Below are 13096 nucleotides of genomic sequence, written 5' to 3'. Positions count from 1 at the left end.
ACATCAATCACATGAAAAAAACATTTCTGAACATCGCCCTGTTGAGCTGTGTGGCATTCTCTGCCAGCGCTGCCTATACTGGACGAGTCTTTGTAGATAAGAACAATAACGGAGTTTTTGATAAAGGAGAGAAACCGATGGCTGGCATTGCTGTTTCCGACGGACTGAATGTCGTGAAAACGGCTTCCGACGGGTCGTTTTCTTTACCGGGACATCCCCGCGAACGGTTTATCTTTATCACCACGCCTTCGGGATATAAGACGGATAACAAACATTATATCCGTATCGACGGCGAACAGAAAGCGTATGAGTTCGGTTTGCAACCTTATAATGGTGGTATCAAGAAAGACGGTAGCCATAAATATGTCCATATCGCTGATACCGAGATTTTCAATACGGAGAATCATGGCGACTGGGTAAATAATGTGCGCGATTATGCAGCCAATGAACAGGTTGCTTTTATTATGCACACAGGCGATATCTGCTATGAAAAAGGTTTGAAGGCACATATCAAAATGATGAATACCGCCAATATGGATTGCCCGATGTTTTATGCTATCGGTAACCACGACCTGGTGAAGGGAAAATATGGCGAAGAGCTTTTTGAAAGTATCTACGGTCCTGTCTATTATTCATTCGATGCAGGTAGCACACACTATATAGTAACTCCGATGGCCGGTGGCGACTATCAACCCGGTTATACGAAGGAAGATGTCTACCGCTGGCTGAAAAATGACCTGGCACAGGTTCCGCAAGGCAAGCCGATCGTCGTTTTCAATCATGACCTGTTGACGTATGGCGACCAGTTCATTTTCGGTATCAACGACCAGGAGCAGATCAACCTGAACGAACATAATCTGAAGGCCTGGGTATACGGTCATTGGCATATCAACTATATGAAGAAACAGGGAGATGTATACTCTATTTCTACGGCAACGTTAGATAAAGGTGGTATCGACCACTCGACCAGTGCTTTCCGTGTCCTTCATGTCGATAAGAAAGGAGATTTCGTTTCTGAACTTCGTTATACTTATCTGGATAAACAGATTCAGATCGCTTCCCCGGTAGAGGGACAGATCCCTGTATTGGCTTCGGGTGCCGTGCCTTTGGTTGTGAATGCTTATTCATCGGTAACTCCGGTAAAAGAGGTAACTTATACCTGTCTGGTGGATGGTAAAGCCCTGTTCAATAACAAGAAATTGCAACAAGCTACCGACTGGTGCTGGAATGCTGAAGTCCCTTTGACTGCCAAACAGGAGGGAAAGGCTGTTACCTTAAAGATAAAAGCCCGTTTCAATAACGGAGAAACGGCAGAAACAGAAAGTGCCTTTACATACCATGCTGCTCCTGCGGAGGTGAAACTGGGTGGTAACTGGCTGAACCTGTTGGAGAATCCTCAACATGCCGCATCTGCCGGGTCTGCACTGAACCAGCCTTTACAGATGGCCTGGATCAAGAATGTAGGAGCAAATATTTATATGACATCGCCTCTGGTTTATAATGGAAAGATCTATATTGCCTCTGTGGATGAGAACCTGAAAGTGGAGGCTCATATATATGCTCTCGACGGTAAGACCGGTGAACTGGTTTGGAAATATCCGGTGCGCAACTCCATTAAGAATACGATCGTTATAGATAACGGACAGGTTTTGGCACAGGATGCACAAGGTTATTTGTATGCTATTAATGCCGAAAGCGGCAAACTTAGCTGGGAAAAACAGTTGCCAGTAAACGGTCTGCCCGCTCTGATCGAAGGTTTGGTTGCCTCCGATGGTATTGTTTATGCCGGCACAGGTAAAGGTCTATGTGCTATCGAAACGAAAGACGGTAAAGTGCTTTGGCAGAATAAGGATTGGGGACAGGGAGAAGGAACAACTACAACTTTCTCTGTTACAGGTGATAAACTGATCGGCTCATCCCAATGGAATGCCCTTTATGGCAACGACTTGAAGACCGGAGCATTAAAATGGACTGCTAACACCAACGGTCTGCGTAATCGTGGTGCCTCGGCTGCTGTTCATGGTAACTTATTGTATTTGATCTCAGATAAGTCTTTCTTTATCCTGGAAGCTAATACCGGCCGTGTGGTTGTACGTAAGGAGTTACCTTTCAGTGTGGATGTGACTTCTACTCCTTTGCTGACGGATAAAGAGATTATCTTCGGCTCTGCTAAAGACGGTTTGATCGCTTTGGATAACGAGACACTGGAACTGAAATGGAAGTTTGCAACCGGCGACGCATTAGTCTTCACTTCTCCTTATTCCCGTAAACCGGCTGCCACTATTGAAACCAGTCCGGTACTGGCAGGAAATACAGTCTATGTAGGTGCTTCCGACGGAACTATTTACGGAGTAAATAAAGAAGACGGGAAACTGGTGTGGAAACATGCGACAGGTGCGCCGGTATTCGGTTCGGTGGCTGTTTCAGGGAATGCACTGATTGCTGTCGACTTCGGTGGCAATGTGTATACTTTTGTCGCTGAATAATGATAATATATATTAAGGGAGGCAGAATCCTAAGACCTATCATTGGGTCTTAGATTCTGCCTCCCTTATATCTTTAAAGTGTTCTCTACTCTACACTCAGTACTATCTCAGTCCCTTGTAACAGCGGTGAAGTAAACTTCACACGTGCCTGTCCTTTCTCTCCTGTGGTCTGTACATACGCCAATAGACGGCCCTGGTAAGCACGATGGCGATTGTCGGTGTAGTCGGTCATATCGGTATTGCTGGAGCCTTCGAGTCCCAGGAGACGTGCCGGCCCTTCGATCTCGCAGGTGATCTCGTTGTCACCCAGTTTCACGATTGTTCCGTTCTCGTCAACGACTTCAATAAAGAGATGTGCCGTAGCCCGGTCGTGGGAGAGCGTTGTGCGGTCTGCACTGACACGAAGTGCATACGGGCGACCGGATGACCGGATCACGTAGCTCGAAAGTACATTTCCTTCTTTGTCGCAACCTTCCGCGCGTAGTTCGCCTGCCTGGTAAGGAATATCCCAATGGATGATTCCTGTCTTTTCGTCGTAAGGTTTTATGTCACCTACTACTTTTCCATCGAGTAACAAACGTGCTTGCGGGGCGTTCGTATAACAGACTACCCGTATCTCCTGTCCCGGATCGTAATTCCAGATATCCGGTGCATCTGCCGACAGATATTCCCGTTTGGGATAGGTGCCGATATATGTTACCGGCTTTTCACTCCATAGCGAAGCACGGAAATGTCCGCGGGGCTTAGCGAAACTACCGAAATTAAGCAGTCCGGTATTCAGTCCTCGGGAAGGCCATGCACCTGATTCTCCCAGGTAATCCGTTCCTGTCCAGATGAATTGTCCGAAAATAAACTCTTTGTTCTTGACGGCATACCAGGCTTCCAGTCCGGAGCCGTTTTCGCTGCCATAGATGACACGGTCGGGATAGGTGGCATGGTCTTCGTCGTAGCGGTCTTCCGTATAGTTGTATCCTACTACATCGATGGCATCGGGATAAGCTGTCTGGTTGGACATGATTACACCGGCCAGCGCTCCGGTCACGGGACGAGAAGTGTCGACGGCACGGACACAGGCGGCCAGACGTTGGGCAATAACGCCGATACGCATGGCATCCGGAGCATCCGGTTTGTAACCGCCGAACATCGGTTGGTTGATTGTCGAACCGTCGAGGATAGGATGCGAGTAAGGGTCGTTCGGATAATCCACTTCATTACCGATACTCCACAGGAAGATGGACGGATGATTGCGGTCGCGGCGCACCATATCGGTTATATCCTGTTCGATCCATTCCTCAAAGAAATCATAGGTGCCGTCATATCCCGGTTCGCCTACATTCCATCCTTTGATCCATTTACGTTTCGGGAATTCCCATTCATCGGACACTTCATCCATGACGAGCAGTCCCAAACGGTCGCACAGTTCATAAACGACGGGAGCCTGCGGGTTATGGCTCATACGGATGGCATTCACACCGATCTCCTTTAGATTGGTCAGGCGACGTTGCCATACTTCGGGAGGAACAACGGCACCCAGTACGCCTGCATCATGGTGCAGGCAGACGCCTTTTACCTTCATCCAGTTGCCGTTGAGGGCAAATCCTTTATTAGGGTCGAAGTCCAGTGTACGAAGCCCGACATTGGTTTTGCTGCCGTCTATACGTTTCCCGTTGCAGAGCAATTCGGTTTCCAGTGTATAGAGATACGGATGGTCGAGATCCCAGCGGGTAGGTTTTGCAACTTTCAGCGTGAGTGTTTCTTTGGTGATGCCTTCTTTTCCGTCGGAAACGCGGGTGCGGCGTTGTGCCACTTGTTTGCCGTCAGCATCGTATAAGGTGGCTGAAACTTCGAGTTTATCACTTGTCGCTCTGTTTTTTTCCACTTCCATATCGACGGCTATGGTAGCCTGTCGGTCGGTCAGGGAGGTGGCATGCCAGCCGATGCCCCATTGGGCAAAATGTATTTCAGGAGCGGAGACCAGCCATACATCGCGGTATATGCCCGAGCCGGTGTACCAGCGCGAATCGGCATAGCGGCTGTGGTCTACCCGTACGCTCAATACGTTGTCGCCCTCTTTCAGGTAAGGGGTCATGTCGTAAAGGAACGAAACGTAGCCGTTCGGGCGTTTGCCGAGCAGGTGACCGTTCAGATAGACTTCGCTACGGTTATACACCCCTTCAAAATAGATATAATGACGGGCTGCCTTGTCCGTAATATTGAAATGCTTGCGATACCACCCTATCCCGCCGGGCAGATAACCGGTGCAGCTGGCGAGTGACGGGGATAGCTGGCCTTCGACAGACCAATCGTGCGGCAGAGAGAGTTTTCGCCATTCACTGTCATTGTAATCAGTTCCGACGGCAGTAGAATCATCCTGCAGACGGAATAACCATCCGTCGTTGAATTTCACAGGGTCGCCAAATGAAACCTGTGCGCTTGCCGGAATGGTTGTAAAGAAGGCCATTACGGAGATAATGGCTACAAATAGAACATTCTTCATATCAAACAATTATTTAAGATTATACACAACTGTAGTCACACTTTCTGCATCCAGAACCACCTGCTCACTATTGGTCACGGTACTTTCCTTCAGGTTTTTATTGGCGGTGGTGGTATAGGTCGTAACTTCCTTTATCTCATTGTCCCAGCCTGTATGGGTCTCGTTCAGGCGGACACCTTTTTCCGATAGGTTGGTGTAGACGGCAACGATCTTGTCATTTTCGGGTGATATCCAGGCCGAACCGAAGAAGCTGCGTGACTCATTCAGTTCCAGTGATACCCTGCGGTATCCCGGACGAATGAAACGGCTGTAATTACCGAGTACCCAAAGGGTAGGGGTGGCCTGGTAGGAGCCTTCCTGTTCCACATCGCCTTCGATCCCTCCTGCGGGAGTCAATGCAATCAGTAGAAAGCGGTTCTTGTGTCCCCAGCGGGGCATATCCATTGAAGTCCAGTAGCTCCAGGAAGATACACCTGCTACGGTAAGGTCGTTATGTATCACTTTGGACATGTAGAGGGCGATATCCATTTCAGTCGCCGCGTCATATCCGGCAAATTCGGATGAACTGTATCCGTCGCCCAGCATGCTCCATTCGCTTTGCCATACGTCGATGTCCTGTTTCTGTGCCGCCTGTGCAACTTGTGCGCGAACGTTGCGCATGCCGTCCCAGGTGCCGTCGGTCCAGTAGCTATGGCCGCAGATCCGTTTCTTTACATGTTCCAGATCGCCCACATAGGCAGAAGAGCCGGGGGTGAAGAAGGCGGAGAGGACGTTGCTGCGGTTATTGTCGTTCTTGATTTTATACAGGTATTCCCAGTCGCCGGATTCGCCGAGCAGTATTTCGGTCGAGAGGTTGCGTTGCGTCAGCTCCTTATCGAGTTCACATGCCAGCCGGGCGATTTCGTCGTTCGTCCAGCCACTTCCTTCCTGGCCGCTTTCCCAGTTGTACTGAGGTTCATTGACCGGCGAGATATGTGTTACGGGATATCCTTCGTTCAGGTAATGCCGGGCAACATCGGCCATATAAGCTGCAAAATCGGTATAGTGTTCGCTCTTCAGGTTTGAAGTTCCTCCACGGTTGGAGAAGCCTTTGCCGTTGTAGGTGTACTGTACGGGAGGTGTATTACTGAAAAGAACCATACTTTCGCAGCCGAACTCTTTGGCACGGTTCATGAAATAACGCTGTCCCTCGCAGCGTGTCCAGTCGAATGAAAGATCATCCGTCAGGTACGATTCGGCACGGCGTGATTTGTCTTCGATGCCGCTGTCGTCGCCTTGCCCCGCGCTTCCGCCTCCCAGGTTCACACGCCACATGGAGAGTCCGATGCCTTTGGGATTGCCGGATTGTATTTCAGAAGAGAAAAGCAATTCGCTGATTTTGTCGCGGCCGGAAGTCCAGTATTTACCCACATAGGCAGGCATCCAGCAATCGGATGCACCGAATCCCACCAGGGTTTGAAAAGTCTGTCCGGCATTGATGGATACTAATTTCTCTACGCTTGTGCCCGGTTCGTCAGTACCAGGGTCAGGAGTGTCCGGGCCGTCGTCGCTGCAAGCCAGGAGAGCAGCTATTAATGGTAAACAGAGGATATATTTAAATGTCATCATGGTTGATATTTATAGAATAAATGTAAGTTTGATATTATCCGGTACTTCCAGCACTACTAAGTCAGTGTCAATGACACTACTGTGCTGGTGTTGGTAGCACTACTGTGCTGTCGGGTCTGACATTAGTGTCCTGAACTGCTGATACAGTCAGGTCTATATTTTAGGGGATAAGGGGCGTGTTAAAGCAAGCCGTACGGCAAAGCAATAACACACCCCTTGCCCCCTCTCGAGAGAGGAAGAGTTACTTAATTCCAGCCCGGGTTCTGTGTGATGGAACCGCCGGACATGGTGATCTCATATAATGGGATCGGGAACAGCAGATCGCGGGTTTCATTGAATGAGATACCTTTGTTGCTGGGTTCACCCTGATTTTCCGATTCGTAGATGTCGGCATTTGATCCTGTATTATACAGGACGAACGAACCGTTCTGTCCCATCAGGTTGCAGATCACCTTCTTTCCGTTGTCGTCGTTCCAGCGGCGGATATCATATAAACGGTTGTTTTCCAGTGCCAGTTCCAGGCGTCGTTCCGTACGTATGGCCTTACGCAGATCGTTGCCGCTGACCGTTACATTCGGCAGATGAACACGGCTGCGAACCTTGTTGAGACTTGTTCTTGCCGTTACGTCATCGCCAAGCTCGTTGCAGGCTTCGGCATACATCAATAATACATCGGCATAGCGTAAGATACGGTGGTTCAAAGGAACCTTGTCCGTATTGTAGTTAGCCGGACGTTTGGCATAAGGAACAAAGAATTTCCGGTTGATACGGGCAGATTTATGTTTCTCCGGATCGACGATGCAGCAATTCTCATCCCAGCCGTATTTTTTGATATACGTATCGTAGCTACCCATCTTCTTGGAGTTCTCAGCGAAAACGTCGAAGTTGTCTTCTCCGGCTATTTCGGTACAACCAGTCTTGATGATCGTCCATTTCAGGCGTTCGTCGTCACCTGCTTTGATATAAGCGTTTTCGAGGTCGCTTGTCGGTTGACACCATGCCCAACCGTCACCCGGGTCACTCGAGTTACGCATACCGGTAATAACAGACAGGGAGCCGCCCAAAGCGTATGTTTCACTGTACATGAACTGTACTTCAAACAATGATTCTTTGCTGTTGTTGTGATCTATCGACCATACATCGCCGAAGTCGGCAAGCAGATCGTATTCCCCTTCGTCGATAACCGTTTTGAAAGCATCGCGGGCTTCCTGCCACTTATCCTGATACAAATAGACCTTTCCCAAAAGTCCCAGGGCAGCGCCACGGGTAGCACGTCCCAGTTCGGTATCGGCATATCCGCTACGTTGCGGCAACACTTCGGAAGCAGCCACGAGGTCGTCTTCAATAAACTTATAAATCGTACTTGCTTCGCTGCGGGTAATACCTTCTACCTCTTCCGGCATGACAAAACCGGTAACCAGAGGTACGTCTCCAAAGTTCTTAACCAGTTCGAAGTAATAGAAAGCACGCAGGAACCGGGCTTCAGCTACTAGTCTGCTTTGTTTCTCTTTATCCAGGATAGAAGCTTCAGGGATTCTCTCGATGGCGATGTTGCAACGCAGAATACCTTTGTAGCGGTATTGCCAGAAGTTGGCGATCGCTTCGTTCGATTGTCCGTTACCCTGATAATGTGCCACGGAGATATAGTCACCCTGGTCTTGTGCCGTGTTTCCCATCCAACAGTCGTCACTGCACATTTCCGATAATAGCCATAGTTTGTTGATTTGCCACCAGCCGCCATAAGTCAGGGCACTGTAACAACCGGTAAGGAATGATTCGGCTTCTTCCTCCGTTTGGAAATAGGTATCGAGGTTCTCTTGTCCCCTTACATCTTCTTGCAGGAAATCGGAGCATCCGGCAAATGTCACCGAGGTGATCAATGCGATTATATATATTATCTTTTTCATGTTCTAAAAGGATTAAAATTTAAAGTCAATACCGAATAAGAATGTGCGTGGGTTCGGGTAAGCGATGTTGTCGATACCGGTCTCGATCACGCTACCGTCTTTACCGATCTGCGGACGTTCCGGGTCCATACCCGAATAACCGGTGATCGTGAACGGATTCTGAGCAGAGAATGAAACGCGCAGGTCCATACCTTTCAACAAGTGCTTCGGAATAGTATAACCTAATTGAAGCAGTTTACAACGCATGTAGGAACCGTCTTCCACATAGAAACTGGATACACGTGTGTAGTTCAGGTTCGTATCGTTTACCGACAAGCGTGGGATATCGTTGCTGGTTCCTTCGCCGCTCCAAACCTTGCCTAATGTTCCGGCGTATACGTTCGAGCCGCTGGTTCCGGCATACAACCCTTTAGTCGTATTATAGATATCGTTGCCGAATGTTCCGTAGAAGTTGGCGGCAAAGTCGAAGTTCTTGTAGTTGAATCCGATATTGAATCCGAGCAACAGGTCGGGATAAGGGTTACCGATCCAGGTCTTATCGTTTTCATCCAGTATACCGTCATGGTTCATATCCTTGAAGCGGATATCGCCGGGCTGTGCATTTGCTTGTATCAGTGTTCCGTGTTCGTCGGTGTGGGCATATACTTCATCCCAGTTCTGGAACAGTCCGTCTGCCACATAACCGTAGAAGCGGGAGATTTCGCCGCCATCTTCATTGCGGATGATCTGATCCTGGTTGAAAGCACCGGTAAGGACGGCTCCGTCACCGGAGAACTTGATTGCTTTATTTTTTACAGACGATAAGTTGATACCTGCGTTGTATGAGAACTCTCCTACTTTATCGCGCCAGTTGAGGCTCAATTCCCAACCGTTAGCCTTCATGCTACCGATATTCATCCACACCTGGCTGTTCCAGTCGGGATATCCCACAGCGTAAATGTTTTGTTTCTTATAAAGCATGTCTGTCGATTTCTTCTGATAGATATCGAATGTAGCGTCCAGGCGTGAATCGAGGAAAGACATATCGACACCTACGTTCCAGTCTTCTACTGTTTCCCATTTCAGTGTGTTGTTACCTACGGAGGAAACGGAAGTACCGCTCACACGGTCAGCATTCGAACCGAATACATAGTCGGCTGCATTGAGCAGGGTCAGATAAGCGGAGTTGTCAATATTCTGGTTACCTACGCGACCCCAGCCTCCGCGGAGTTTCAGGTTGTTGAATATCTTCTGGTCGGCCATAAACTCTTCGCCGATCACACGCCAGGCGGCTGACACGGAGGGGAATACGGCATATTTGTTTCCTGTGGGGAACTTGGAAGAACCGTCGGCACGTACGGATGCTGTCAGGTAATAACGGCTGTCGTAGTTATACATAAGACGTCCCAGATAGGAGATCAGTGTATTGTAGGAAGTTTTACCATCGGCTGTTTTTACGATCGTACCGGCATTTACTTCCTGTAGGTTGTCCGAGTTATTAGGCACTTCGTCGCGACCCGCTTTCATCTGGTAGGCGGCAAAACGTTCAGCTGTGAATCCGACCATCGCATTCAGGTTATGCTTCTGAGCGATGGTAGTCATATAGTTAGCCGTGTTTGTCCAGTTCCAGTCGAGCCATTCCTGCATTTCGCGGGATACATTGCTCAAATCAGATTTTTCCTGCGAATGGATATAGTACTTCGGTGTGAATGAGTCCGAACGGCGGATATGTGCATTGGCACCGAACTGGGTACGTAAAGTCAGGCCTTTCATCGGTGTGATCTGTAAGTAAGGGTTCACGATGAATCCGTACTCGCGGGAATGTGCATTCTGGCGTGAGATTGCACCGGCGGGGTTTACTGTCTCGTTGTTGTTGGAACGTGCGTAGTTACTGTACATATTGTCGACCCATTCCGATTCCGGCTTGAAAACAGCAGTTGTCGGGTCCATCGACATAGCTGCTCCGAACTGGTTGGGGGTATCGTCCCACGATTCTACGCGCGGGGCCATATCGAATCCCATTTTCACGTATTTGTTGAAGGTGTATTCCGTGTTCAGGCGGGCATTGATCTTGTCCCAGTAACCTACATCATATTGGGAGTTATTGCGGAAATATCCCAGACTCAGGTTATAGACCAGTTTTTCATTACCTCCCGAAAGGCCGAATGAATAGTTCTGTACGAGCGCAGTCTTGTTCACGACCTGATCCCACCAATCGGTACCTTCGGCATCGGTGATACCGTCTTTACTGTTCCATATCGGAGTACGTCCGTCGTTGGTATAACGGGCTTTGAATACCTGTTCGTATTCCGAAGCCTTAGCCATATTCGGATTAGCGATAGTCTGGAAACCTACTGAAGTGCTGAAGTTGAAGCGTGTTTTTCCGGCAGACCCTTTCTTGGTCGTGATCAGGATAACACCGTTTGAACCGCGGGTACCGTAGATGGCAGCCGCAGAAGCGTCCTTCAATACCTCCATCGATTCGATGTCGTTGCTGTTCAGGAAGTTGATGTTTGTACCGACAGGCATACCGTCGACTACATACAACGGGTCGCTACCGTTGACTGTCGTCACACCGCGGATCAATACCTTGGGCTGGGTGCCCGGGCCACCACCACTGGTGACCTGCACGCCGTTTACTTTCCCCTGGAGGGCATCCATCGCATTACCGGTAGTCATTTCCGTGATCTGTTCCCCTTTCACGGTAGAAATGGAACTTGTCAGGTCACTTCTTTTCACGGCACCATAACCGATCACTACCACTTCGTCGAGCAACTCGCTCGCTTCTTTCATGACTACATTGACTGTCGGTTGTCCATTGATACGGACCTCCTGGGTCTCATAACCTATGGAAGAGAATATAAGTATCGCATTGGGGTTGACATTTGCCAATGTATAATCACCGTCGATGCCCGTTATAGTCCCGCTGCCGGCACCTTTGATCTGTATCGTAGCTCCGATCAGCGGCTCGCTGTCGGTAGCGGAAGTTACTATTCCTTTAACTGTTATCTGCTGTGCATAACCACATAATGCCAACAGTAACAGACATGTTATTAATAATTGCTTTCTCATACCAGTTTCAATATTATAGATTAATTTACTCGGACTAATTTAGCTCTTCCCAAATGTGCATCGAAGTAGAACTTATACGAACCTGTCACATTTACAGCCGGTTTAGCCCAGTTGTCCTGTGTCGTATTAGGTATTGTCCATGCCGGGTTTTTTACATTGCCATAGTAATCGAACGTTTCGGGTTCTGCCGAATTGTCGGTACGCCATGTGCAGTAGTTCCACCAGCCGTCGGAGTGATAGTTATGAATGATGAAGTTCATCGATTCGCCTCCGGTTAGTTCCAGGTTATCTTCCAGGTAGAAGAGGTGCGGGTTGGTAGCATCCTGTGCAAAGCGTTGTACGGCGGATGGGCCGGTGGTGGTATAACCGATATAGAATTCGGTAAGCGTGCTGCCGTCGCCCCACTGGTCGAGAAGCATCGAACCTTGTGCATGAGGTAGCGGGTCGATAGCTTCCTGAATGGAATAACTACGTACGGCATAAGTGCCTTCCATCGTATTGAATGTGATTTCGTAATAAACGTTCGCCTGTTCCAGAACGATCGGTTTGGCTGTTTCCGGGTCGTCGGTCAGTTTATTATTGTCTTCCGGGTCCAGGCCGAAGCAGATCGGGGCGAAGTCGCTCTTTTGCGGCAGGAAGAAGATCTCGGTGTTAGCCTTCTGGCTGTAATAATTCGCTTTATATTCGTAAGCGCCGGTATGTTCGATACGCATAGGTACACCGAATACGTCGCTGTTCAGTTCTTCAACCGTTGCTACGTCGGCCAGGTACATCTTTTCGAAGTCCTGTAATTCGGATACGGAAATAAGGCTTTTTATAACAGAGGTATTTCCAACGTTGTCGGCAGCTGTGATCGTTACATTATAATCCTGTATAATGCTTGGTAATGCGATTTTCTCAGAGAATTCAAATGTCTTTTCACCATTAACCTCCAACTTGCGGGGAGAATAACCGTCGATACCCGGGATTTCTACCGTTACGTAATCCAACGCCCGGTCGTCCTTGACGGAGAAACGCAGGTTGAATTTGGTTTCTGCTTTGATAAGTACGGTGACGCTCGCGTCCGGAGATACCGTAAATGTCGGGTTCTCGAAGTCGCCGTCCATCGTTACCAACACATCCTGTGATACGGACCGTCCGCCTACATCTATAATAGTAACCTTGACAGTGAACTGTTCGCCGATCTCGTCTTTCTGGATAGCAAAGCTATAACTAAGGTCGTATGTTTCGAGAGGTTTCTCATAGATTTCGATCAGATCGATCGTCTTGTTGAGATTGAGATCGGAACATTCGAGCTTGATGGCGGCGATACCATCTTTATCGCTGACTGTTCCCTTGATTGTGAAGCTTCGTCCGGCTGCGGTCTGAATATGGTCACTTGTTAAGGTCAGAGCGGGGCTCTGTCCGTCTACGTCAGGATAGCCGTCGTCGTCGCTACATCCTGTTGTCCATAAAGCCAACGATGTAAATGCCCAAAGTAACAGGGCATTAAATAGATGTGTCTTCATAAATATTGCTTTTAAAGTTAAACTAATTGATTACTTTAT

The 13096-nt window shown here is 48.7% G+C and carries 6 protein-coding genes; 1 reads left to right on the top strand and 5 read right to left on the bottom strand.

What is annotated here, in order from left to right:
- Positions 1-11 precede the first annotated feature (11 nt).
- Entirely contained in the window at positions 12-2486 is a 2475-nt protein-coding gene (locus BQ7394_RS23230; RefSeq protein ID WP_075559565.1) for an outer membrane protein assembly factor BamB family protein, read from the top strand.
- A gap of 85 nt (positions 2487-2571) precedes the next feature.
- Here BQ7394_RS23230 and BQ7394_RS23225 read toward each other — a convergent pair whose 3' ends face one another.
- The 5 genes from BQ7394_RS23225 to BQ7394_RS23205 form a co-directional block, all read right to left on the bottom strand.
- Positions 2572-4983, bottom strand: a complete 2412-nt coding sequence (locus BQ7394_RS23225; protein ID WP_075559564.1) for a glycoside hydrolase family 2 — start codon at positions 4981-4983, stop codon at positions 2572-2574.
- 9 nt (positions 4984-4992) lie between these two features.
- Entirely contained in the window at positions 4993-6588 is a 1596-nt protein-coding gene (locus BQ7394_RS23220) for a glycoside hydrolase (RefSeq protein ID WP_075560204.1), read from the bottom strand.
- A 248-nt stretch (positions 6589-6836) separates the two neighbouring features.
- The gene (locus BQ7394_RS23215; RefSeq protein ID WP_075559563.1) at positions 6837-8498 is read right to left on the bottom strand and encodes a RagB/SusD family nutrient uptake outer membrane protein; all 1662 of its coding nucleotides are present in this window, start codon (positions 8496-8498) and stop codon (positions 6837-6839) included.
- 12 nt (positions 8499-8510) lie between these two features.
- Entirely contained in the window at positions 8511-11549 is a 3039-nt protein-coding gene (locus tag BQ7394_RS23210) for a SusC/RagA family TonB-linked outer membrane protein (protein ID WP_075559562.1), read from the bottom strand.
- Positions 11550-11569: 20 nt separating this feature from the next.
- On the bottom strand, positions 11570-13057 hold the full coding sequence (locus BQ7394_RS23205; protein WP_075559561.1) for a hypothetical protein: 1488 nt from the start codon (positions 13055-13057) through the stop codon (positions 11570-11572).
- Positions 13058-13096 lie beyond the last annotated feature (39 nt).

The organism is Parabacteroides timonensis, assembly GCF_900128505.1.
Classification (GTDB): domain Bacteria; phylum Bacteroidota; class Bacteroidia; order Bacteroidales; family Tannerellaceae; genus Parabacteroides; species Parabacteroides timonensis.
Note: the sequence above shows the minus strand (reverse complement) of the source record. Positions and strands in the feature narration are given on the sequence as shown.

What these genes read in the sequence shown, in the direction of transcription:
- BQ7394_RS23230 (WP_075559565.1), top strand. Translation starts at nt 12, where the DNA reads ATGAAAAAAACATTTCTGAACATCGCCCTGTTGAGCTGTGTGGCATTC.
- BQ7394_RS23225 (WP_075559564.1), bottom strand. Translation starts at nt 4,983, where the DNA reads ATGAAGAATGTTCTATTTGTAGCCATTATCTCCGTAATGGCCTTCTTT.
- BQ7394_RS23220 (WP_075560204.1), bottom strand. Translation starts at nt 6,588, where the DNA reads ATGACATTTAAATATATCCTCTGTTTACCATTAATAGCTGCTCTCCTG.
- BQ7394_RS23215 (WP_075559563.1), bottom strand. Translation starts at nt 8,498, where the DNA reads ATGAAAAAGATAATATATATAATCGCATTGATCACCTCGGTGACATTT.
- BQ7394_RS23210 (WP_075559562.1), bottom strand. Translation starts at nt 11,549, where the DNA reads ATGAGAAAGCAATTATTAATAACATGTCTGTTACTGTTGGCATTATGT.
- BQ7394_RS23205 (WP_075559561.1), bottom strand. Translation starts at nt 13,057, where the DNA reads ATGAAGACACATCTATTTAATGCCCTGTTACTTTGGGCATTTACATCG.